This is a genomic window from Arthrobacter sp. D3-18, from assembly GCF_054408525.1.
This window is the reverse complement of the sequence record NZ_CP096440.1, coordinates 1796247-1818812: the sequence shown is the minus strand read 5'-3', so window position 1 is coordinate 1818812 and position 22566 is coordinate 1796247. Positions and strand designations below refer to the sequence as shown.

24 protein-coding genes are annotated in these 22566 nt (G+C 60.4%); 3 read left to right on the top strand and 21 right to left on the bottom strand.

Translation table 11 applies throughout. From position 1 onward, the window contains the following. Positions 1 to 111: 111 nt before the first annotated feature. Both M1D89_RS10580 and M1D89_RS10575 read right to left on the bottom strand, forming a co-directional pair. On the bottom strand, positions 112 to 906 hold the full coding sequence (locus M1D89_RS10580) for an alpha/beta hydrolase (protein ID WP_498650341.1): 795 nt from the start codon (positions 904 to 906) through the stop codon (positions 112 to 114). A gap of 19 nt (positions 907 to 925) precedes the next feature. Next, positions 926 to 1273 carry an Rv1322 family protein gene (locus tag M1D89_RS10575; RefSeq protein ID WP_498650339.1) on the bottom strand — a complete coding sequence of 116 codons (348 nt, stop codon included), beginning with the start codon at positions 1271 to 1273 and terminating at the stop codon, positions 926 to 928. A gap of 57 nt (positions 1274 to 1330) precedes the next feature. Between M1D89_RS10575 and nucS the strand changes: the two genes are divergently transcribed. The 3 genes from nucS (at position 1331) to M1D89_RS10560 (ending at position 3824) form a co-directional block, all read left to right on the top strand. After that, entirely contained in the window at positions 1331 to 2026 is a 696-nt protein-coding gene (nucS, locus tag M1D89_RS10570; protein ID WP_178996812.1) for an endonuclease NucS, read from the top strand. Positions 2027 to 2073: 47 nt separating this feature from the next. Then, a complete protein-coding gene (locus M1D89_RS10565; RefSeq protein WP_498650336.1) occupies positions 2074 to 3321 on the top strand; it encodes an N-acetylglucosamine-6-phosphate deacetylase in 1248 nt (415 codons plus the stop codon). A 299-nt stretch (positions 3322 to 3620) separates the two neighbouring features. Further along, complete coding sequence (locus M1D89_RS10560) at positions 3621 to 3824, top strand: cold-shock protein (protein ID WP_017199737.1); 204 nt, start codon at positions 3621 to 3623, stop codon at positions 3822 to 3824. A gap of 177 nt (positions 3825 to 4001) precedes the next feature. Here the strand turns inward: M1D89_RS10560 and M1D89_RS10555 are convergent, their stop codons facing one another. The 19 genes from M1D89_RS10555 to prfA form a co-directional block, all read right to left on the bottom strand. Next, on the bottom strand, positions 4002 to 6518 hold the full coding sequence (locus M1D89_RS10555) for a bifunctional lysylphosphatidylglycerol flippase/synthetase MprF (RefSeq protein WP_498650334.1): 2517 nt from the start codon (positions 6516 to 6518) through the stop codon (positions 4002 to 4004). Further along, positions 6500 to 7798, bottom strand: a complete 1299-nt coding sequence (locus tag M1D89_RS10550; protein ID WP_498650332.1) for an alpha/beta hydrolase — start codon at positions 7796 to 7798, stop codon at positions 6500 to 6502. Before M1D89_RS10550 ends, M1D89_RS10555 begins: the two co-directional genes overlap by 19 nt. 5 nt (positions 7799 to 7803) lie before the next feature. Beyond that, on the bottom strand, positions 7804 to 8235 hold the full coding sequence (locus tag M1D89_RS10545) for a DUF2550 domain-containing protein (RefSeq protein ID WP_091468392.1): 432 nt from the start codon (positions 8233 to 8235) through the stop codon (positions 7804 to 7806). A 10-nt stretch (positions 8236 to 8245) separates the two neighbouring features. Further along, the gene (locus M1D89_RS10540; protein WP_014922172.1) at positions 8246 to 8530 is read right to left on the bottom strand and encodes a F0F1 ATP synthase subunit epsilon; all 285 of its coding nucleotides are present in this window, start codon (positions 8528 to 8530) and stop codon (positions 8246 to 8248) included. 1 nt (position 8531) lies between these two features. Further along, positions 8532 to 9983 carry a F0F1 ATP synthase subunit beta gene (gene atpD, locus M1D89_RS10535; protein WP_091468394.1) on the bottom strand — a complete coding sequence of 484 codons (1452 nt, stop codon included), beginning with the start codon at positions 9981 to 9983 and terminating at the stop codon, positions 8532 to 8534. 84 nt (positions 9984 to 10067) lie between these two features. Continuing rightward, positions 10068 to 10958: a F0F1 ATP synthase subunit gamma gene (locus tag M1D89_RS10530; protein WP_011775258.1), complete on the bottom strand. Its 891-nt coding sequence runs from the start codon at positions 10956 to 10958 to the stop codon at positions 10068 to 10070. Positions 10959 to 11034: 76 nt separating this feature from the next. Beyond that, positions 11035 to 12672: a F0F1 ATP synthase subunit alpha gene (gene atpA / locus M1D89_RS10525; protein ID WP_026005655.1), complete on the bottom strand. Its 1638-nt coding sequence runs from the start codon at positions 12670 to 12672 to the stop codon at positions 11035 to 11037. Positions 12673 to 12757: 85 nt separating this feature from the next. Then, a complete protein-coding gene (locus tag M1D89_RS10520; RefSeq protein ID WP_142938632.1) occupies positions 12758 to 13585 on the bottom strand; it encodes a F0F1 ATP synthase subunit delta in 828 nt (275 codons plus the stop codon). Next, the gene (locus M1D89_RS10515) at positions 13585 to 14142 is read right to left on the bottom strand and encodes a F0F1 ATP synthase subunit B (protein WP_011775260.1); all 558 of its coding nucleotides are present in this window, start codon (positions 14140 to 14142) and stop codon (positions 13585 to 13587) included. Before M1D89_RS10515 ends, M1D89_RS10520 begins: the two co-directional genes overlap by 1 nt. A 50-nt stretch (positions 14143 to 14192) precedes the next feature. Next, a complete protein-coding gene (gene atpE, locus M1D89_RS10510) occupies positions 14193 to 14411 on the bottom strand; it encodes an ATP synthase F0 subunit C (RefSeq protein WP_011775261.1) in 219 nt (72 codons plus the stop codon). 79 nt (positions 14412 to 14490) lie between these two features. After that, positions 14491 to 15291: a F0F1 ATP synthase subunit A gene (atpB, locus tag M1D89_RS10505; RefSeq protein ID WP_498650327.1), complete on the bottom strand. Its 801-nt coding sequence runs from the start codon at positions 15289 to 15291 to the stop codon at positions 14491 to 14493. Positions 15292 to 15372: 81 nt separating this feature from the next. After that, complete coding sequence (locus M1D89_RS10500; protein WP_498650325.1) at positions 15373 to 15711, bottom strand: hypothetical protein; 339 nt, start codon at positions 15709 to 15711, stop codon at positions 15373 to 15375. Further along, positions 15698 to 16189, bottom strand: coding sequence for a Cg1360 family ATP-synthase-associated protein (locus M1D89_RS10495; RefSeq protein WP_498650323.1), 492 nt, complete (start codon positions 16187 to 16189; stop codon positions 15698 to 15700). The genes M1D89_RS10500 and M1D89_RS10495 overlap by 14 nt, the downstream gene beginning before the upstream one ends. 119 nt (positions 16190 to 16308) lie before the next feature. Further along, positions 16309 to 17421, bottom strand: coding sequence for an MraY family glycosyltransferase (locus M1D89_RS10490; protein WP_498650937.1), 1113 nt, complete (start codon positions 17419 to 17421; stop codon positions 16309 to 16311). A gap of 280 nt (positions 17422 to 17701) precedes the next feature. Next, positions 17702 to 18658, bottom strand: a complete 957-nt coding sequence (locus M1D89_RS10485; RefSeq protein ID WP_498650321.1) for a glycosyltransferase — start codon at positions 18656 to 18658, stop codon at positions 17702 to 17704. Continuing rightward, the gene (locus M1D89_RS10480) at positions 18659 to 19444 is read right to left on the bottom strand and encodes a WecB/TagA/CpsF family glycosyltransferase (protein ID WP_498650319.1); all 786 of its coding nucleotides are present in this window, start codon (positions 19442 to 19444) and stop codon (positions 18659 to 18661) included. After that, positions 19441 to 20337 carry an L-threonylcarbamoyladenylate synthase gene (locus M1D89_RS10475; RefSeq protein WP_498650317.1) on the bottom strand — a complete coding sequence of 299 codons (897 nt, stop codon included), beginning with the start codon at positions 20335 to 20337 and terminating at the stop codon, positions 19441 to 19443. The genes M1D89_RS10480 and M1D89_RS10475 overlap by 4 nt, the downstream gene beginning before the upstream one ends. 12 nt (positions 20338 to 20349) lie before the next feature. Beyond that, the gene (gene prmC / locus M1D89_RS10470) at positions 20350 to 21222 is read right to left on the bottom strand and encodes a peptide chain release factor N(5)-glutamine methyltransferase (protein ID WP_498650313.1); all 873 of its coding nucleotides are present in this window, start codon (positions 21220 to 21222) and stop codon (positions 20350 to 20352) included. Positions 21223 to 21256: 34 nt separating this feature from the next. Then, positions 21257 to 22330, bottom strand: a complete 1074-nt coding sequence (prfA, locus tag M1D89_RS10465) for a peptide chain release factor 1 (RefSeq protein ID WP_014922181.1) — start codon at positions 22328 to 22330, stop codon at positions 21257 to 21259. Positions 22331 to 22566: the final 236 nt, after the last annotated feature.

The window sequence follows — 22566 nt, the reverse complement described above, 5'->3', positions numbered from 1 at the left end:
CCTCCACAGGTTCTTCATACAGATAATGCCCCTGAACACGATGTGTTCTTAGGGGCATTATCTGCACACAGGCTCAGCGGTTCGCGACCGGGTCAAGCACTCGCGACCGTACTAGGCACTCGCGACTGGCCCCGCCCACTCGCGTGGCAGGCCGTCCACTCCGGCACCCGCCGTAGTGACGTCGTCGACGATTTCATCCAAGACGCGGGCAGCGTACTTCTCGCCCACCCAAAGGTGTTTTGCACCGTCGACGCCGACAAGCCGGGCCTGCGGCACCAGGCTGAACCGCTGGGCTGCTTCGGCAGGCTGCAGGTAGTCGTCATGCTCCGGCACCAGGACCGTGAGCGGCTTGCCGGAGGCGGCCCACTCCTTGAGGTGCACATCCGTGGCGCGGTGCAAGGGCGGGGACAGCAGCACTGCACCTTCGATCTCCGGGGCCACCGGCTCCACCGCCCCGTACATGAGGGCAAGCTCGGTACCGAAGGACCACCCGACGAGCCATCGGTTCGGGAGCCCGCGTTCCACGGCGAAACGGACGGCAGCCTCAACGTCGTAGCGCTCCCCAATGCCCTCCTCGAACTGGCCGTCGCTGGTGCCACGCGGTGATGCCGTGCCCCGCGTGTTGAAGCGCAGGACTGCAACTCCCGCCAGCGCGGGCAGCCGGTAGGAGGCCTTCCGGTAGACGTGGGAATCCATGAACCCGCCGTGCGTGGGCAGCGGGTGGAGGGTGATCAACGTCGCGGTGACCTCCCCTGATTCCGGCAACGCCAGTTCGCCCAGCAACACCTTGCCGTCCTCGGTGGTGAACTCCACATTCTCGCGCAGGGCGGGGAGCACTGTAGAGGCACGAATTTCCGATGGCGCGTCTTGCGGGGTGAAAACGAACGAGGCGGGGTCGAAAGTCATGCAACCAAGCCTAAGGGAATCAGCGGTAGCGGTACGTCCTGCCCGTCCAGCAGTTGGTGTGCCAGTGCCTGCGTTCGGCCAGCCCTGCGGCTTGTCCAAACAGGTGACTGTCGGACCACACCACCAGATGCGCGATGCCGGGGACGATGGCGGTGGAACAACCAGGGCAGATGTACTGCTTTTCCGCCTTCTTGGCCGTCATGGTCCGCACCATCCAGTCCCCGTCCGGCGCACTTTCGCGCCGCGCAATACCACTGCGCGCCCGCTCGAGGTCAAGCTCCGGCGTCGGTTCCGTCCATTTGCTGCCACCGGCGCTGCCGGAGCGTGTGCTGGACGCGTTGCGACGAGGGCGGTTGGAGCGGGGCATGCTTCCATTCTGCCCCAGCCACCCTGTTGTAGATGGTGAGACGGTAATGTGGAGCGGGTGCGACTCGTCATAGCCCGTTGTTCTGTTGATTACGTTGGCCGCCTCAAGGCCCACCTTCCCCTCGCTACCCGGCTCCTGCTGGTCAAAGCGGATGGTTCGGTGTTGGTGCATTCCGACGGCGGTTCCTACAAGCCGCTGAACTGGATGAGCCCCCCTGCAACCCTTCGTGTGACCACGCCTGAGGAAACCGAAGTGGAAGAAGGCGTGGTGGAACAGTGGACCGTCCAGTCCGCTAAGACGGATGACCGCCTCATCATCAACATCTACGAGCAACTGCATGACACCTCGCACGAGCTCGGCACTGATCCCGGCCTGATCAAGGACGGCGTCGAAGCAGACCTCCAAAGGCTGCTGGCCGAACAAATCGAGCTTCTGGGATCCGGTTACTCCCTCATACGCCGCGAGTACTTCACCGCTATCGGCCCTGTGGACATCCTGGCCAGGGATGCTGACGGCGCCACCGTTGCCATTGAGCTGAAACGGCGCGGAGACATCGACGGCGTCGAACAACTCACGCGGTACCTCGAACTGCTCAACCGTGACCCCCTGCTGGCCCCCGTGAGGGGGATTTTCGCCGCCCAACAAATCAAGCCCCAAGCGAAGGTACTGGCCAACGACCGTGGAATCGATTGCGTCACGCTGGATTATGACGCCATGCGCGGTGTGGACGACAGCGAGTCACGGCTCTTCTGACTTCTCCTCTTCGGGAGACTGTGCCGCAGGCCACTAGAATCGGAATCATGACTGTCGCATCCGGTTTTACCTCTTCCTCCGCTCCGAGCCATCAGATCATCCGAGGAACGCTTGTCAGCGACGGCGAGGTGGTGGAAGACGGACTGGTTGCCGTCGAGGGGGACAGAATTGCCTACGCGGGGCCGGCCAAGGGCTTCGATCCAGAAGATTTCGAGGGTTTCCAGAGCGCAATACGCTTAGGGATCCCCAGTGGCAGCTACCTTTTCCCTGGACTCGTGGACGTTCACTGCCATGGCGGGAACGGTGGCGATTTCCCCCGCGGCGAAGAAGCCTCGGCACGCAGGGCAGTGGATTTCCTGCATCGCTCAGGGACCACCACCTTCCTTGCAAGCATGGTCACTGCTCCCCGGGCAGATCTCCTTCGAGGCATCGAGCTTTACGTGAAGCTAGTGGATGAAGGCCTCGTGGCCGGCATTCACCTCGAAGGCCCCTTCCTTTCCCATGCCCGCTGCGGGGCCCAGAATCCGGACTACTTGCTGGAACCCGACTTGGAGCTTATGGACGAGTTGGTGGGCGCAGCGGCCGGAAAGCTAGCCACCATGACCTACGCCCCGGAGCTTCCGGGCGCAGCTGCCTTGGTGGACCTGATGACCTCCCATGGTGTCACCCCCTCCTTGGGACACACGGACTGCGACGACGCCACCGCCGCGGCGTCGTTGGCTGCTGCCCGGGAGGGACTCGAGTCAGCAGGGTTCGACGGCGTCAGTTCGCTCCCAACGGTCACGCACCTTTTCAATGGAATGCCTCCCCTGCATCACCGCGCTCCTGGTCCCGTTGCGGCATGTCTACGCATGGCCCAGGAAGGGAAGGCAGTTGTTGAACTCATTGCTGACGGAACGCATTTGGACCCCAGCACCGTGGCCACCGTGTTCCAGTTGGTGGGAGCGGGCAACATCGTGCTGGTAACGGATTCCATGGCGGCGGCAGGACTGTCCGATGGCAACTACATGCTTGGCCCGTCGCCGGTAACTGTCAGCGATGGCGTGGCCACACTGGATGCCACCGGCTCCATCGCCGGAGGAACCTCCACGCTCCTGGAAGTCGTCAGCAAAACGGTGGCGGCCGGCGTCGCGCTTCCCGACGCGATTTGCTCGGCAACGGCGGTCCCGGCCGCTGTCCTGGGACTTTCCGACGAAATAGGCGGGCTCCGCCGGGGACTGCGGGCGGATGTGGTTGTAACAAACGAAGATCTGGAACTCACAGGCGTAATGCGCAATGGCCAGTGGCTGTCTTAGTTGAGCGACTGCCCTGGTGCAGGGAAAAGGACTTTGGTGAATTGCAGAAGCCGACGTTACCTTCTTTTTACCGAAAATTTTCCTGAATTGCCCAAAACACCGTTGACCTCCGGCAGAGCTCATGAAAGTGTTGTAACAGTCTTTGTGTAGGTGGTTTTCATGCTCGCAAGACCAGTTGCGAGCGTGAAGCTCCTGCGAACCGATCAAGCTCCGGCTTGTGCGATGCTCAGGTCTTCTCGCGGAGTAACAAACCCGGTACGAGGTGTATCGGACTGATGTTCCACAATGAGGAGAAATACATGGCACTGGGAACCGTCAAGTGGTTCAACGCTGAAAAGGGCTTCGGCTTCATCACCCCGGATGACGCGGATGGGGACGTTTTCGTTCACTACTCCGAGATCCAGACCGGTGGCTTCAAGACCCTCGATGAGAACCAGCGCGTTCAGTTCGAGATCGGTCAGGGCGCCAAGGGCCCCCAGGCAACCGGCGTTACGGTCGTCTAGTCTTACCCGTTGATCTCTGCTTGTTGCAGTTACAACAAACACGTTGACCCTGGCTTTCGAGCCGGGGTCAACGTGTCTTAACCTAAAGAATGCCAGCCGCAACAAACGGCTTGTCAACAAGCCTGTTACAAACCATGAAGAAATACCTAAAGGGCCCTTCGGATAAGTATTGACAATTCAACCAACCAAGCTCCGGAGCAGCCTCGCGGAATGCCGGACTGACAACCCCGGCAGATAGGCCCTGCTGAGAGCACGCCCAATTGCAGGAAGATGCAGCGGGTCTTGGTAATACATGTACAACGTTCTGTACTCGGGCTGGAACCTCGATTTAAAGGACGCCAGCGATCTGAATCCGTAAACAGGTTCCAAAGCGTGCCCCACCACCTCCAATAGTCCTGCCAAGCCTTTGGCCCGCTGCTCGATTTCGCCCTTCTCCCGGGCTAAAGGGGAACCGGACAAGGAAATCAGCTCCACAGAATCACGCAGGTGTAAAACGGCCGATGCGATCAGGAACTCCATGACGCCCGGGAAAGCATCGCCCCGCCGCCGCATGAAGTCCAGTGTCCAACTCACAATCACACCGTCCTCATAGACGGGAAGCCAACTGGTAACGCCGTAGACAAAGCCCTTGTCGTCCAAAGCGACGCAGCACAGGACGTCGTCGTCATCCAACTCGTCCAGGCCGCCCATGGTGAAGCCCATTTCCGGGATCTTTTTCTGGGCTGCCCACTCCTCGGAAACCTCACTCACCTGGGCACGCACCCCATGCGGGAGTTCGGAGTATCGGCCCCACCTGGCCGTGATCCCCATCTTCGCGGCACGGTTGAGGGAAGTTCTGACGTTTTGCCACTCCTTGCCCTTGAACTCCAGGCCCCTGATGCGCAGTCGAGTCTCTTGGGCAACCGACACCCGGCGGAAGCCGCGCGATTGCAGCATGGGCCAGAGTTCGTCCGTGCAGGAGTAGAGGCACGGCGTCAATGCATGCTGCGAACAGTACTCCAGAAACCCTTTGGCGGTTGCCGCGTGATGCTGCCGCGCTCCGAAGGGACCGCCTAGCGTCAACGCCACGTGGCTGTGCTGCTGGTAGGCCACTCCCCCGGTACCCTCGGGAGTGAACCAGTATTTATTTGGTTCCCAAAGGGCCATCCAGGACAATGAATCTCCGCCCCGCTTCACCAAGGCGAGTGCGCCCTGGCGCGCCTGACGGTCAAGTCCACCCGTGTGATGTCCCCGGATCAGCAACACCCACACGCCAATCAAAGCCACGAGCCAAAACACCGTGCCGGAGTAGGAAAACAGGAAAACTTCCAGCACGTCACGCTCAGCGAAAACCTTGCGGTAAACGCCGGGAAGCGGAACGGGGAGATACTGCCGCGCGAGCTCAGCCACCAAACCCAGCAAGCCGCCGTCGCGAATCAGTCCACCGGAAGCCAGCCACACCCCTGTATACGCAAGGCTGAGCCCTCCCCCGGTCAAGCCGACCACCCAGAACACCTTTCGGCGGAGGTGGTCGGAGGTCACCACCCGGAAGTGGCCCCGATACGCGAACAGGAGAAGCGCCAAAGCCAAGGGAACCAGCACAAGCGGAATGATGTGAACTACAGCCGAGTTGAGCATCCCTACATGTGGCCGTCCTGCCAGCCGCGGCATACCGGCAAAAAGCCCAAGGTAGATCGTGGACAAGACGACCACCACCAACTGCACGCCAATGGCAATTCCCAACGCGAGCCGGCGTCCCCGCCTCATGCCGTCGGCGCAAATCAACAGCAGGACAACCGGCACCACTGCCAAGGCCAGACCCAACGGCCCCGTATAACCCTGGCGTGCAATCTCCAGGCAAGCGACGTCGATGGTGCCCCCGCAGTTGCTTTCCAGTTGGCTCAAGGTTGGCAGCGGGTTAAGAATGACGTCCCGCAACAGGGCCAACGGTCCCGATGGACTCTTGGCTGCCGCGGTCACGATAGGACCCACGGCGAAAATTGCCATGGTCAGTGACAGGAGGTTCCGGATTTCACGGCTGGTTGACCTATGAAGGTGGAGATGGCCTTGGCTGCTTTGCATCCACCAGCCGGCGAGCAAACCGATCAGCGCGCCCAGGAAACCAACAACTGTCTCTGCATGTCCGACGTAGAGCACCAGCAACAGGGAAATGGAGAGCACCACAGTGCGCAGGCGACGCTGCCATAGCGTAGGCAGGAGCGCACTCGCGGCCAAAGCCGTAGCAAGAACCGCACCGTAGGGTCCGATCAGTCGGGTGTCGGCCATCTCTGAAAGCCACCCGTCATCCACGTACTGCGCTACCTGGGTCACCAAGAGGAAGGCCGATATACAGCCGAACTGGCTGCCGAAGAACACTCCAGCCGTTTTAAGGGAGCCCAACTGCCGCTCTGCCAGTCCGAGCAGGAACAACATCATGAGGACCGCGGTGGCATAGGCCAGCGGATTGGTAGTGAAGAACAGCGACGTCCAGATGGACCACCATTCCCCCGAGCGCAGCCCCTCCAAGGACACGCTGGCCACCGCAAGCCACGGCCGGGGTGGCCCAGTCAGGAAGCTCCCGGAGACCAACGATAGACCCGCAAAAACGGCAAGCACCAGCAAAGTGAACGGCGTTGACCGTAAATGCCGACCCGTCTGCTTCAGCGCAGGCTCCGCCACACCTCTGAGGGTAAGGCTCACCGCGGCAACCCCCACCGGGTAGCCAGGAAGTCGAGTCCGCCGGGCATTCCACGAATCACTGCATCCCAGGAGTGACCGGCCTGAGGAATGGAATGTTCTTCGGTTTCAAAACCAGCGTTCCGTGCCGCGCCAGCAAGCTCGTGCATGTAGTCAGTGAACTCGTGGTCAGCTTCACCCGAAACCAAATACACCCCGCTGCCGGCAAAGTTGCGCTGCTGCATCAACATCAGAGGTGTCCGGGATTCGAAGGCTGCAACGTCGCCGTCGAACGAATCCGAAATGGTCTTGCTTCGATCCTTGGCCAGGGCAGGTTCCCTTTCTGCGGCGAACGGCAGAATGGATGCGAACAGATCCGGATGCAAGGTTCCCATTTGCATGGCGCATGTGCCGCCGAAAGAGAAACCGCCAACAGCCCATTGGTTGTGATCAGTCGCGACATCCAGAGTCTGAGTGATCCACGCCGGCACATCCTTGGAAAGATAGGTGTCCACCGAGGCGATGTTGCTGTCCATGCACATGGTGTTGGCGTTTGCTGATCCGTTGGGGTCGACCACCACTGTGACAGGGGCAATTCCGTGATGATTTTCAGCAAACTGGTCCAGCAGGGAACGGAGCTGGCCACCAGTCAGCCAGTCCGCGGGACCACCCGGCTGACCTGCGAAGAGCACCAGCACGGGCAGGGTTGGACGGGATGCCGTCTGATAGGCAGGGGGCAGATAAACGTACGCTTCCCGGGCGTTAAAACCGGAGGCCGCACCGGGAATGTCTGCTTTCCGCAGGATGCCGTTTCGGGGCATGGAATCCGGGGCTTTCCATGCAGAGGGTGCTGGACCTGGCTTCGCATCCGGGGTGCGTTGGAGGCCCGCTTCGAGTGGCTGTATACGCGCCACCGCAGTACCCAGCAGGTCCGAAACCGTGTTGTTCAGGCCGAAATAGAGATTAATCTGCACCACGCACAAGAGCACAACGCCGAGCATCGCCACCACACTGAATGAGCGGCCGCGCCAGGAGTTTCGGGGGAAGCGCGCAGCGCACAGCAGAAGGGCCGCGACAGCCGGGACTGCCCACGCTACAGTCTGAAAGGGCAGGTTCTCCGAGAACCTGGCCATAAGGTCCACCAGGATCCAGTGAATCAGCGCCACGACACCTATGGCCAGCAGCAGGCTGCCCGCGACGAGCAGCGGCCAGGAACGGCGTCGACGCCAAAGAAGATAGGCCCCTCCGGCCGCGCCACAGGCGATGCTCAACCAGAGAAACGGCCCATCAACCAGACTGACGTCCGAAAGAAAGTCCATGGCGCCTAACGCCAGGTTCCGACGCCGATGACCGGCCCTGCTTCAAGCCAGGACGACAATCCAGCGTAGGCGTCAAAATTCATGGCGAGCATGAACTTCTTGCCTTCGTACTGGAGCTCGACCACCACGACGCCAGGCTGTATCCTGACGAGTTCTTCCTCCGTGGGCTGGCGGCGGCCAAGCAGTTCAAGTGAGCTGCGCGTGAACTTGTGCTTGGGGATGACGCTCAGGGACATCAAGCGGAACCACTCGAGCTCGTTGTCCTGATAACGACAAACCCCCATCTGCCAGCTGTTTCCAGCCATGCAAATGGAGGCGTCGACCGTGCCCAGGGCGCGCCGCAGATTGAAGCGGCGCACCCCGAAAAGGCACAGTGAAATGATCAGCAACGTAAACGCTGTTGCCAGGGCGATGAACGGAATAAGGGAATCGTCCATCAAGGTCGTGCTATCGGATCCCCGCTGTAGCCGCTTCGCCCAATTTGGCGTTGTCAGCAACAATGACCACGCGATCGTTGTCGACGGAGAAGAATCCGCCGTCAACAACTACTGCAATGCGATCACCGGAAACCGGCTGGATTGCCAGCTCGCCCGCGGCCATGATGGCCAGAAGGGGCGAGTGGCCCGGCAGGATTCCGATTTCACCATCGCTGGTGCGGGCCTTCACCATCTTGGCCGCGCCGGACCACACGAAGTGGTCCGCTGCGACAATCTCAACCTCGAGCTCAGCCATACTACTTGGTCTGTTCCTGGATCTTGGCCCACTGACGCTCGACGTCATCCAGGCCGCCGACGTTGAAGAACGCCTGCTCTGCGATGTGGTCCAGCTCGCCGTCGCAGATGGCCGTGAAGCCTTCTACGGTGTCCTTGATGGACACGGTGGAGCCCTCGACGCCGGTGAACTGCTTGGCGGTGTAGGTGTTCTGGGAGAGGAACTGCTGGATACGACGTGCACGCGACACGACGATCTTGTCCTCTTCAGAAAGTTCGTCAACACCGAGGATGGCGATGATGTCCTGGAGTTCCTTGTTCTTCTGCAGGATCTGCTTAACACGGACAGCCGTGTTGTAGTGATCCTTGCCGATGTACTGGGGATCCAGAATACGGGAGGTGGACGTCAGCGGGTCAACGGCCGGGTACAAACCACGGGAAGCGATTTCACGGGAAAGTTCCGTGGTCGCATCGAGGTGTGCGAAGGTCGTTGCCGGAGCCGGGTCGGTGTAGTCATCAGCCGGCACGTAGATTGCCTGCATCGACGTGATGGAGTGACCCTTGGTGGAGGTGATGCGTTCCTGGAGCAGACCCATCTCGTCAGCAAGGTTAGGCTGGTAGCCCACAGCGGACGGCATACGGCCGAGCAGCGTGGAAACTTCCGAACCTGCCTGCGTGAAGCGGAAGATGTTGTCGATGAAGAGCAACACGTCCTGGTTCTGAACATCGCGGAAGTACTCCGCCATGGTCAGGGCAGACAGGGCCACGCGGAGACGCGTTCCCGGCGGCTCATCCATCTGGCCGAATACAAGGGCGGTGTCCTTAAGAACGCCTGCCTCTTCCATTTCAACCCAGAGGTCGTTACCTTCACGAGTACGCTCGCCAACACCGGCGAATACGGAAGTACCACCGAAGTTGCGGGCAACACGGGTGATCATTTCCTGGATCAGAACGGTCTTGCCAACGCCGGCGCCGCCGAACAGGCCGATCTTTCCACCCTTGATGTACGGGGTGAGAAGGTCGATGACCTTGATGCCGGTCTCGAGCATCTCCGTGGAGCCCTCGAGGGAAGCGAAGGACGGAGCCTTGCGGTGGATCGGCCAGTAGGCGTCTGCCTTGATCTCGGACTCTTCGACGTCCAGCGGCTTGCCGAGAACGTTGAAGATGTGGCCCTTGACGCCGTCGCCGACGGGCACGGAGATGGGAGAACCGGAGTCCCGCACAGTGGTGCCGCGGACGAGGCCGTCGGTTGCCTGCAGGGAGATGGCGCGAACGAGGTTGTCACCCAGGTGCTGGGAAGTCTCGAACGTGATGGTTTTCGTCTGGCCGTTGAGAGTGATCTCAGTGGTCAGAGCGTTGTAAATCGAGGGGATTGCGTCAGCCGGGAATTCGACGTCGACAACCGGACCAATAACACGGGCAATGCGGCCGGTAGCACCGGCCGTAGCTACGTGTTCGGTAGCAGTGGCAGTCATCTCTCTCACTTCACTCAGTAGATGGCGTGGGTTTAAGTTTATCTGTTTGGTGCAGGTGCGGCTTCGAGCCGAAACCGTTGGAGGCTAGGACGCGAGGGCGTCTGCGCCGGCCACGATTTCGGAAAGCTCCTGCGTAATCTCGGCCTGGCGGGCCGTGTTGCGAAGGCGCGTGTACTTCTTGATCAAGTCGGTAGCGTTGTCACCGGCCGACTTCATAGCGCGCTGGCGGGCTGCGAGCTCGGAAGCTGCGGCCTGCAGCATGGCTGCGAAGATGCGGGACTCGATGTAACGCGGCAGCAGTGCGTCAAGCACCTGCTCTGTTTCCGGCTCAAACTCGTACAACGGCAACAGCTCGGATTCCGAGGCAGCTTCCTCTTCGACGACCTCCAACGGGAGCAAACGGATAACCGTCGGCTCCTGCGTCACCATGGACTTGAAGCGGGTGTAGACAACGTGAATCTCGTCCACGCCGCCCTCTTCGAAGTCAGTGGAGAAGTCTTCAAGAAGTGCAGCTCCGACTTCCTGCGCGGTTTCGAATTCCGGTGCGTCCGTGCCACCAGTCCATACGCGGGCGTAGGACCGGTTGCGGAAATCGAAGTACGCCTGCGCCTTACGGCCAACCAGGTACGCCTTGACTTCCTTGCCTTCTGCGTGAAGAAGCTCGGTGAGACCTTCAGCCTGCTTGAGCACGCTAGCGGAGTAGGATCCTGCAAGGCCGCGGTCCGATGTAATGATCAGGACGGCGGCGCGGCGGATCTGCTCCGGCTCGGTGGTCAGCGGGTGGTCGATTTCGCTCTGAGTTGCGACAGCAGAAACGGCGCGGGTAATCGCGTTCGCGTAAGGCAGTGAAGCTGCTACGCGGGCGCGGGCCTTACCGATGCGCGAGGTAGCGATCAGTTCCATCGCCTTGAAGATCTTGCGCATCGACGTAGTCGAGCTGATCTTCTGACGGTAGACCCGAATCTGGGCTCCCATACTTATCCTTTCCTATGTTCCCGATGTGCTGTCCTGCCGGGGCCCTTGCGGACCCCGGCAGGACAGGTAAGCGGAACTAGCGCTTCTGCTTGACGATCTTTTCCTGGTCGACGTCGCCGCCGGAGATCGCTGCGTGCTCTTCATGGCCGGCGCCAACCAGGTGGTTGTCGCCTTCGCCGAAGAAGCCCTTCTTGAAGGAAACAATTGCTTCCTTCAGAGCTGCAGCGGTGTCGTCATCCAGGACGTTGGTCTGCGCCAGCGTGGTCAGGATGGAGGACTGGTGCTTGAGGTGCTCCAGGAACTCGGACTCGAAGCGGCTGATGTCTTCAACCGGAACGTCGTCCAGGTAACCGTTAGTGCCGGCCCAGATGGAAACAACCTGGTTCTCAACCGGGAACGGTGAGTACTGGCCTTGCTTCAGCAGTTCCATCAGGCGTGCACCACGGGTCAGCTGCTGACGGGAAGCAGCATCCAGGTCGGAGGCGAACATGGCGAATGCCTGCATGTCGCGGTACTGGGCCAGGTCCAGCTTCAAGGTACCGGAGACCTTCTTCATGGACTTGACCTGAGCAGCGCCACCAACGCGTGAGACGGACACGCCAACGTCAACAGCGGGACGCTGGTTGGCGTTGAAGAGGTCCGACTGAAGGAAGATCTGGCCATCAGTAATGGAGATCACGTTGGTCGGGATGTAGGCAGAGACGTCGTTTGCCTTGGTCTCGACGATCGGAAGACCGGTCATCGAACCGGCACCGAGCTCGTCGGAGAGCTTGGCACAACGCTCCAGCAGACGGGAGTGCAAGTAGAAAACGTCACCCGGGTATGCTTCGCGTCCCGGCGGACGGCGCAGCAGCAGGGACACGGCGCGGTAGGCTTCGGCCTGCTTGGACAGGTCATCGAAGATCACCAGAACGTGCTTGCCGCCGTACATCCAGTGCTGGCCGATGGCCGAACCTGCATACGGTGCCAAGTACTTGAAGCCAGCGGGGTCAGATGCCGGGGACGCCACGATGGTGGTGTACTCCAGAGCGCCGTGATCCTCGAGGGTCTGGCGGACGGCTGCGATAGTGGAAGCCTTCTGGCCAACACCAACGTAGACGCAACGTACCTGCTTGGTGACATCTCCAGAAGCCCAGTTGGCCTTCTGGTTGATGATGGTGTCCACGGCGATGGCAGTCTTGCCGGTCTGGCGGTCACCGATGATCAGCTGACGCTGGCCACGGCCGATCGGGATCATGGCGTCGATAGCCTTGAGGCCGGTCTGCATCGGTTCGTGAACCGACTTGCGTTCGGTAACGCCCGGAGCCTGAAGTTCCAGTGCACGGGTGGCTTCGGCCTTGATCTCGCCGAGGTCATCGATGGGCTGGCCCAGGGGGTCGACAACGCGGCCCAGGAAGGCATCGCCAACCGGAACGGACAGGATCTCACCGGTACGGTGAACTTCCTGGCCTTCTTCAATACCGGTGAAGTCACCGAGGATAATGACACCGATCTCGCGGACGTCAAGGTTCTGGGCCAGGCCCAGCGTGCCATCTTCGAAGCGAAGCAGCTCGTTCGCCATGACCGAGGGAAGACCCTCAACACGGGCGATGCCGTCACTTGCGGTGGTCACACGACCAACCTCTACGCGCTCTGCGTTACCGGGTTCGTAGGACGCCGCGAACTCGTTCAACGCATTACGGACGTCGTCGGCGTTGATGGTCAATTCGGCCATCTGCAGTCCCTGCTCTCCTGTTTTCGTGATCATCGTTGCTCACGATGACCGGGTTTTATATCAGTTAAGTTGTGCTTTGTCTTCGCTAGCCAGCGAGCTGGCGGCGGAGTTCTGTCAGACGGGCGATGACCGAAGCGTCGAGCACTTCGTCACCCACCTGGACGCGAATTCCACCAATCAGTGCGGGGTCAACATTGACGTTGACCTTCAGTTCGCGGCCGTACAGGGCATCAAGCCCGGCCTGCAGACGGCTGGCCTGCGTTTCCGTCAACGGACGGGTAACGCTGACAGTTGCAATCCAGCGCTGCTGGCGCTTGGCTGCAAGCTTGGCGAATGACTCGACGAGCTTGCTCGGCTTGACACCGCGCGGCTGCGTGACCGCCTGGCTGATGAGAACCTTTGCTTCCTCGCTGCTGCCAGGAACAAGTTTCTCGGCCAGTGCAATCTTCGCCGCGGGCGATGCCTGCGGCTCAGACAGAGCACGTTGTACTTCGTGGCTGGAGGCGACGGCCTGGTTGAAGGCAAACAGGTCGTTTTCCAGCTCTTCCAGCCCCGTGATACCGGAGGCAGAAACGGCCGACTTGTTTTCAGCTACGGCAATGACAACCGTGGCGGCAAGCGTCTCGAGTGCATCGCCGATATCGCGTGCCGATGCCCAGCGCGAGCTGGCCAATCCGCCTGCAATCTCAGCAGCATCAGCGGAGACTTTTCCGCCAACCAGCTGCTTGACCAGCGCCGACTTCTCGTCACCGGAACGGGACGGGTCAGTCAGGGCGCGGCGCAAGCCAGCCGAGCTGTCCACCGTTCCCAGGATTCCGAAGAGGTCCTTAGCCAACTGCAGCGAAGCGAAGGGAAGCTTGGCTTCCAGCTGCGCCAGCGCTGTGGTCAGCGATTCGCTCGATATACCTGCCATTACTTAGCTGCACCTGCGCTCTGGGTCTCCAGATCTGCAAGGAAGCGGTCCACAACACGCGCGGCGCGCTGGTCGTCGGTGAGTGCTTCCCCAACGATGCGGCCGGCCAGTGTGGTCGCCAAAGTGCCAACCTCGGAACGAAGCGAGACAACAGCTGCCTGGCGCTCCGACTCGATGGCAGCGTGTGCCTGCTCGGTGATGCGTGCAGACTCTGCTGCAGCCTTTGCCTTCAGGTCCGCGAGGATCTGGGCGCCTTCGGCGCGTGCTTCTTCGCGGATTCGGTTGGCTTCGGCACGGGCATCAGTGAGCTGCTGCTTGTACTCTTCGAGAGCAGCAGAAGCTTCTGCCTGTGCCGCTTCGGCCTTTGCAATGCCACCTTCGATTGCTTCGGCGCGCTCTGCGAACGTCTTCTCGAACATCGGGACAACAAACTTGACCACGATGTACATGAGGACCGCAAAGCCCACGAGGACTACGCCCATTTCCCAGACGTTGGGAACGAGCGGATTAGCCTCCGCAGCGCCTTCAGTGGCGGCTGAGATGATCAGCTGATTCATATTTCACCCGTCCTATCTACTCGTGCTTGGGATTCGCTTGGTTCTAAGGACTAGGAAAGAACGAAAGCGAAGACCAGGCCGAGGATGGCGAGAGCTTCAGTCAGTGCCAGACCAAGGAACGCGATCGGCTGCAGCACACGCTGAGCTTCCGGCTGACGTGCAACACCGTTGATGTACGCGGCGAACACGAGACCCACACCGATACCACCGCCGATGGCCGAAAGACCGTAGCCGATGAGGTTGAGGGAGCCGTTGATGGTGCCTTCCATTTTTTCTTCCTTTCAAGATGCCGCCCGTGCGGCAGGTTGTTTGGGTTGCTTCATCCCCGCGAGGGGAAGTTTTGGGAGCCTAGTGGCTGTCGGCGTGCAGTGCGCCTTCGATGTAGATCGCGGTCAACAGAGTGAACACGTAAGCCTGCAGGGCCATGATCAGCGCTTCGAGCATGTACATGGCTACGGCGCCTACCAGAACCAGTACCGATGCACCCTTGAGCAGGACGTTCTCCTGCATGACAAGGAACTCGATGCCCGAACCGGCGAGCATGACGATCAAGTGGCCAGCCAACATGGTCGCAAACAGACGGAGGCTGTGCGTGACCGGGCGGACCAGGAAGTTGGAGATGATTTCGATCGGTACAACGATCGGAAGGATGTACCACGGGACGCCCGAAGGAACGGTGGCGAGCTTGAAGTACTTCAGGCCGTTCTTCTTGATACCGATGATGATCCAGGTGAAGTACACGATGCCGGCCATGACATAGGCGCCGCCAACGTGCGAGAAGCTCGGGAGCTGGATCACCGGGATGGCGCCGTAGATGTTGTTCACCAAGATAAAGAAGAACAGGCTGAACAACAGCGGGACGTACTTGATGAAGTCCTTGCCGCCGATGATGTCCTTGGCGATGCTGTTACGGACGAAGCCGTAGGCCATCTCGCCTGCGAACTGCAGCTTGCCGGGAACCAGCTGCTGCTTACGTGCAGCGAGGATGAAGAATGTAGCGATAATGACGACCGAAAGGATCACCAGCAGCATCTGCTTGGAGAAGCCATCGGCCGCACCCCAAGGCAGGATTGCCGGCAGGTGCATTTCGTCGATTCCGGGTGGGGTGAATGACCCCGAATCCTGGGCGGGGAGCGCAAGCGCGATCAACGCGTTTCCTCTCTGCTGTGTCCATCATTGGGCATTGGTTGGAATCCGAACGCGTTGGACGCATTCACAATCCATGTGAAATTATTTGGCATTACTGTCCCCGTCCGTGGACGGACCGCTGTCTGCGTTGCTCTCGCCAGAAGGATTGGAGCTTTGCCTGGTGAGGCCGTGCATATGGGAAAGATAGAACCCTCCTGCGGCTCCCAGCAGAGCGCCAAGGAGCACAATCCAGCGGGTCCCCCACAGATTATCCAGACCCCAGCCTATCAAACTCCAGACAATGATCCCGCCAATGATGTAGCTGAAGACGGCAATGCCGGCGTTGTATCCGCCGTCGTTTCCGGCTTCGGCAGATTCATTGCGGGTGCCAGCGTGCTGAGCGTTGGCGACCGGGCGTGAATAGCGCTTACGCGGAGACATCCGGACCACCTTTCGGTTCAGCAGGATCGTTGTAGATCTGCAGGCGAGCCTTGCTGAAGGCATAGATTTCTGCGGCCTGCCAGAAGACAACAGTGACCACAGCGCCAATGAGGAACCAACGATCGTGGAGCCAGTCCGGAGCGCCGAGTACCAACAGCACAACAGCGAATCCAACCACTTTGATGAAATAAGTTGCAACAAAGAGGCCGACTGCACCGGAAGGGTTGTTGCGGCCAACGAAGTGACCTATCAGGAGGCTGATCCCAAAGAAGAGCATGACCAGCACGGCACCGAACGCTGCTGAAAGCGCGCCCGACCCGCCGTTCATGAGAGCTGCGATCACGCAGGTGACGGCCGTGGCCGCTGCTGCTGCTGCAGCGCTGAGAAGAAGCAACCGGAGCCACAACGAGTTCGGCTGGCCAACGGATCCAACACCACGTTTACCGGACGGGCGTCCGGTTTCGGCGTTGGATGTCATGGGGATACCAATCCTCGTGGCACAGGTGCCATATTCTCAAAGTGGGGTTACGGGCGAGTGACTGTCCGCAGAAAGAATTCTACATGAGATAGAACTGTGACCATAACCGGCCGTCACAACTACTCCCCCGGCCGTGTCGAGTTCCGGGTGAAGTAAGGCCATGCCGTCACCGCGGCCATGACGAGCGCTGCAGCTATGACCACGATGAGCACGATTTGCCATGGGAACACGGCAAAGGCGACGCCGCCGAACGCAAGAATGCAGGTCCACACATAGAGCATGACGACGGCGCTGCGGTGCGAGTATCCAAGGTCCACCAGCTTGTGGTGGAGGTGCCCGCGGTCCGCCGACCAAGGGGATTGGCCCCTGGCTGTCCTGCGGACAACGGCCATCCCCAAATCAAGAAGGGGAAGGGACAACACCGCGAAAGGAAGCAAGATGGGAACGATGGTTGGGATACCGTTGGCGCGGTCGTAAAGACCGGAACCGATCTGCCCCGTGGCCACGACGCCGGCGGAAGCCATCAACAAACCAATAAGCATGGCTCCCGAGTCGCCCATGAAGATCTTTGCCGGAAACCAGTTGTGTGGCAGGAATCCGATGCAGCTGCCCACGAGGATGGCCATCAAGAGTGTGGCGAGGTCTGAGTTGTCAGTGGAGGGATTGTTCCTGTGCACCCAATAGGCGGTGAGGAAGAACGCTCCCCCACCAATGATGGCGACTCCTGCTGCCAGACCGTCCAGTCCGTCAATGAAGTTGACAGCATTCATGGTGGTGACAATGAGCCCGGCTGTGAGCACAATCTGCACGACTTCGGACTCAAGGAAAATCGGTTCAGGAATAAAGGGCACCACAGACATCCGCACACCCCAGATAGCCACGATGAAGGCGGCTGCGGCCTGGCCAAGGAGCTTGATCCACCAACGGATGTCCAGGATGTCGTCCGCGACCCCCACAGCGACAATCACCACGGCACCAGCGAGAATCCCCCAGGGCGCATCGTTGTGCCTGAAGATGTCCTTGACGAAGAAGGAATTGCTCGCGACCACCAACGCAGCGAAGAAGCCCACGAAGATGCCCAGTCCCCCGAGTTTGGAGATCAGGGCTGAATGCATGTCGCGGCTTCGGATGGGTTGGTACAAGCGCAGCTTGTTTCCCACCACCCGTGCACCCCACGTCCCGGCGTACGACACCACCGCAGCCGTAAGGGCCATCAACATGTACATGATCATGACGCGGCCCCGAACAGCAGCCTGCACACCACACCGGAAGAATGGATCATCGAATGCAGCCGGCGGGCTTGATTGCCGTCTGGTTGTGGGCAGCTCAAGGTGTGGAATTCTGTCTTTGGATAAATGGAACTACTCCGTCGCCATGCCTGCACCGGCTGTGCCGAATGTTGCGGGATTTCTGTGGACTCTAGTCACGATACTAATGCCAATGGCCGTGACCACCCTGTGATGCAGCCGCAAGGCCCCAGCGTGTTCAGCTGGGACTCAAGCTGCGTAGCTGCTACCTGACCGGCCCCTGGACGTTACGCAGTGCGTAGATCCCATCGAGCACCTGGGCGTTGGAGCGCGGGGCTTTCAGGCTGTGGCGCAGGCCCTTCAAAAGCCCGGCCAAAAGCACTTTGCGATGTGGAGAGGCCGCGATGGTGCGGGTCCAGTTGCGCAGCGAAGCGCCGGTAAACAGGATCTTTTCCCAGGGCGCCAAGGCATTCGATCGGGTATAGACCCAGAGCTTGTTCCGCACTTCATAATAGAAGCGCGGGCCGGGATCCGCTCCCGCATCACCAAAGACTTTCGTGTGATGGTTGGCCACCGATGCGTTTGTAGTCAAAGCGGTACCGCGGCGGGAAATCCTCGCGGTGTACTCAAGGTCATCGTTCCAGATGAAATAGTCCGCAATCGGCAGGCCATGCTGTTTGATCTCTTCAGCGCGTATCAGTACCGAAACGAACGAAGCGCTCCGGATTTGGGTGGCACCCAGACGGGCAGCAACGCTGCGCTGGTCCTCGCTCGCTCCCATCCGCGGACGCATACGGTTCATTGGGTGGTCACGGCCATCAGTCCACACAACCCGGCTCGCGATGAATGCCGGGGCATCTCCCGTTTCCTGTTGGTAGGACTCAGAGACGTCCAATGCTTCGCGAAGGGCATTCGGCTGAGGTTCCGTGTCGTCGTCCATGATCCACACGTGGTCCGCACCGTGGTCCAGCACTGCCCGTTCCATTCCGACAACGAACCCACCGGCACCGCCCACGTTCGTGTTCAACGTGACCACATCAATGGTCACCGGGCTTTGGTACTGCCGGAGGAACTCTGCGGTTCCGTCCGTGGAGGCATTGTCAACGATGACTAGGGCGTCGGGTACCCGGGTACCTGCAACAATGCCCTCCAGGGTCGTTTGGAGGAGTTCACGCCGGTTATAGGTCACTACAACAGCGACCACGACAGGGTGGGACGTCATTTACTTGCCTTTGGTCTTGGATGGTTGGAAACGGCGCCGGATCAGCAGGCCCGCCAGCTTCCAAGGTTCAACGAAAACTCTGTAGGCCACACGGCCCGGGTGAAGGACCAGCCGCCAGGCCCATTCGAGCCCTAAGCGTCCGAGCCAACGCGGCGCCAGTTTTTGGATGCCCGCGACTTGTTCAATGGCACCGCCGACGGCGCAATAGAGGGCAGGCGGCAACTGCGCGAGCCTACGGTGAAGGACTGTTTCCTGCAGCGGCATTCCAAGTCCGAGCAGGACCAGCTGCGGACGGAAATCGGCCAGCCAGTTCACCACCGCGTCCTCAAGGTTGCTGTCCCATCCCTCACCGGGCATTCCATCCACCGTTGCACCGGGAATGATGGAGCGCAGCCGGGCGATTGCCTTGGTATTGGCCGCCCGTCCGGCACCGACTACGGCGACACGTTCCAGGCCGTTGACCTTGCCCAGTTCCGGGATCCAATCCATGGAACCGAGCCGGTAGGCCATGGTTCCCTCACCCATCGCCTGGAGTTGACGCTTGTGGGCGAGTCCCCAAAGCATCGCAACGGGAGCACCATCCAGAAGGACGATTGAACTGTCCTCGTACAAAGAACGAACATCCGGACGCGAATGGAGCAGCGTGATGCTGTGAAGATTATGTCCAAGTACGGTGGCGGTTGTTCCGGCCGCGATCAGCCCGCGCATCGCTTCCATAAGCTCATTGACGCGCATCGGAGTGGCGTCGACGTCAAGGACGGGGACGCGTTGGCGCTCCGGAATCATTCGGGCTTGGCTTCGCTTGGGGCCTCTGGCTTCACTGATTCCTGGGTTGAATCTTCGACGGCGGCCGTTTCCGTTACTTCGATCGGCGCCTCATCCGCTAGTACCGCCTCGTTTCGGGGAGCGGCGGCATCAACGGCAGGTACGTCGCCGCCAACAGCGGCATCTGCTGCAGGTTCGGCCGTAGAGGCGACTGGGGTTGCGTCCTCCACAGCAGGCGTCTCCGCAGGAATGGTTTCACCAATGCCCAGAATCGAGGGAACGATCTCCCGGAGTCGCTCCAGCTCGATGGCTCCTTGGCGCACTACCCGGAACGGTGTGGAAGTTGCATCAACAATCGTGGAGGGCACGGCAGCAGTCCCCTTGACGGGACGGAACCCGCCCTCGAGGTAGACGTCTACGGACTCTGCCAGTTGGAGTCGTGCTTCCGAGGCCGTCTGTGCTGCTTCCTGGCCCGTCCGGTTGGCGGAGGAAACAGCCAGCGGACCTGTGAGCCCCAGAAGTTCCAGTGCGATCTGGTCATCGGGCATCCTGAGGGCGACGGTGCCCTTGGTTTCGCCGAGGTCCCAGTCCAAGGACGGCTGCGCATGCAGGATCAGTGTCAGGCCACCAGGCCAGAAGGCCTGTGCCAGCGCCCGGGCATCGGCCGGGACATCGGTGGCCAGCCCGTCCAGGGCATTGACCCGGGGTATCAGGACCGGAGGGGGCATCTGCCGGCTGCGCCCCTTGGAGGCCAGCAACATAGTCACTGCTAACGGCGAAAAGGCATCAGCGGCAATGCCGTAGACGGTGTCCGTTGGCATCACGATGCACTTCTTTTCACTGATGGCGCGCTGGGCATGCTGAAGGCCTTCAGTCCGCTGGTCATCGGAAGTGCAGTTATAGGTTGTGGTCACAGCGCTATTCTTTCACTCATCGGGAGACGGGCTTGCCAGGACCGCGCTGGTGGCACGTTCCTTGCCGTTCAGGTCGCAGTGCGTGGTCACATCTTTCCAACGTCCGGTTCGTTGCAGCATTCCGGCGATCCATCCGGCTTGGACTTCCGCATGTTCCATCACGAAGTAACCACCGGGCTTAAGGAGGCGGGCCGCAGAGGCCGCTGCCGCCGTCGGAAGCTCCATGCCGTCCGCTCCCCCGCCGTAAAGTGCCTCCGGCGGATCGTGGAGGGCAACTTCCGGCTCCGTAGGTATGGCTTCGGCCGGGATGTACGGCGGGTTGGATACGACGACGTCGAAAGTTCCGTTGTGCTCGGGGAGGGCATCCCGCAGATCGCCTTCAACAAGTATGACGCCCAGGGGTTCGAGATTCCTGGCAGCCCAGGCATGAGCGAACGTACTGTATTCCACGGCATGGACCTCAGCGCCCGGAACCTCATGCGCGATGGAACCGGCAATTGCACCGGATCCAGTGCCCAGGTCCACCACCTTGGGTTTCGACATTCCAGCGACGTGATCAATGACCAACTGCACCACCGATTCCGTTTCAGGACGCGGAATGAAAACGCCCGGCCCCACCTGCAACGCCAGGTGTCGGAAATATGCGACTCCAGTGATGTGCTGCAGGGGGACGCGACCAGCGCGTTCCTCCACAAGTTCCCGGTAGCCTTCCGGAGCGGGAGTGTCGCCGAGCAACATGGCGCGTAGGCGGCCCAGGCCAACACCGAGCAAGTGTTCGGCAAGTAACTCGGCGTCGACACGCGGGCTGGGCACACCGGCGTCGGATAGGACGGCAGTAGCCTCGCGGACAGCGTCTGCGAGGCTCTGGCCCTGGTAAAACGTCATGGATGTACTCTGCTGTGGTTGTTGTCCGGCAGCGCTATTCGCCGATGGCGTCCAGTCGTGCCTGCTCGTCAGCTTCAATGGCTGACTGGATCACAGGCTCAAGATCGCCGTTCATCACCGCGTCAAGGTTGTACGCCTTGTAGCCGGTGCGGTGGTCCGCAATACGGTTTTCCGGGAAGTTGTATGTACGGATACGCTCCGAACGGTCCATGGTGCGGATCTGCGACTTGCGCTGTTCGGAGTTGGCGGCATCAATCTGTTCCTGCTGGTGGGCCAGGAGGCGTGCGCGGAGAACGCGCATGCCGGCTTCACGGTTCTGCAGCTGCGACTTTTCGTTCTGCATGGCCACAACGATGCCCGTGGGCAAGTGGGTGATACGGACGGCGGAGTCGGTGGTGTTCACGGACTGTCCACCCGGGCCGGATGAACGGTAAACATCGATCTTGAGGTCGTTCTGGTTGATCTCAAGTTCTTCGGGCTCATCAACTTCAGGGAGCACCAGCACGCCGGCAGCCGATGTGTGGATGCGGCCCTGCGACTCAGTGACGGGAACCCGCTGGACTCGGTGCACACCGCCTTCAAATTTCAGACGGGCAAAGACGCCCTGCGCAGGATCGTTGGAGTTGCCCTTGATGGCCACGGCAACGTCCTTATATCCACCAAGATCGGATTCGGTGGCGGAGATCATTTCAGTCTTCCAGCCCCGCGACTCGGCGTAACGCATGTACATCCGCAGAAGGTCGCCGGCGAACAATGCAGCTTCGTCGCCACCTTCGCCGCCCTTGACTTCAAGGATCACGTTGCGGGCATCGTCGGGATCACGAGGGATCAACAAGCGGCGCAGCCGCTCCTGTGCCGCCGGAATCTGTTCTTCCAACTGCACAACTTCTGCAGCGAATTCGGGATCCTCGTCTGCCATCTCTTTGGCAGCTTCCAAGTCATCATTGAGCCCGCGCCATTTGTTGTACGCCTCCACAATGCCCTGAAGCTGAGCAGACCGACGCCCCAACTTCCTGGCAGCAGACTGATCGGCATAAACGGCAGGATCACTCAGCTGTGCCTGAATAGCAGCATGCTCATCCAGCAATCCCTGTACGGACTCAAACATTTTCAAACCTCTTTCGACTCGTATCCAAGTCTAATTTGCGCCAACGATTCCGTAGGCCGCACGAATTCCCGCGCCGGGGAGGTGACGGCTGGACGCAAAGGTGACGAGTCCGCCGTCGAGTAATTTTGCCGGCCCGCGACAGGCGAGCCGAAAACGGAACGAGCCGCTGATTCTGCTGCCCCGGGAGTGGCTTCGGGCCTGCCGGAGCGTGGTGGCCAAGTCCGTAAGGACCTGGC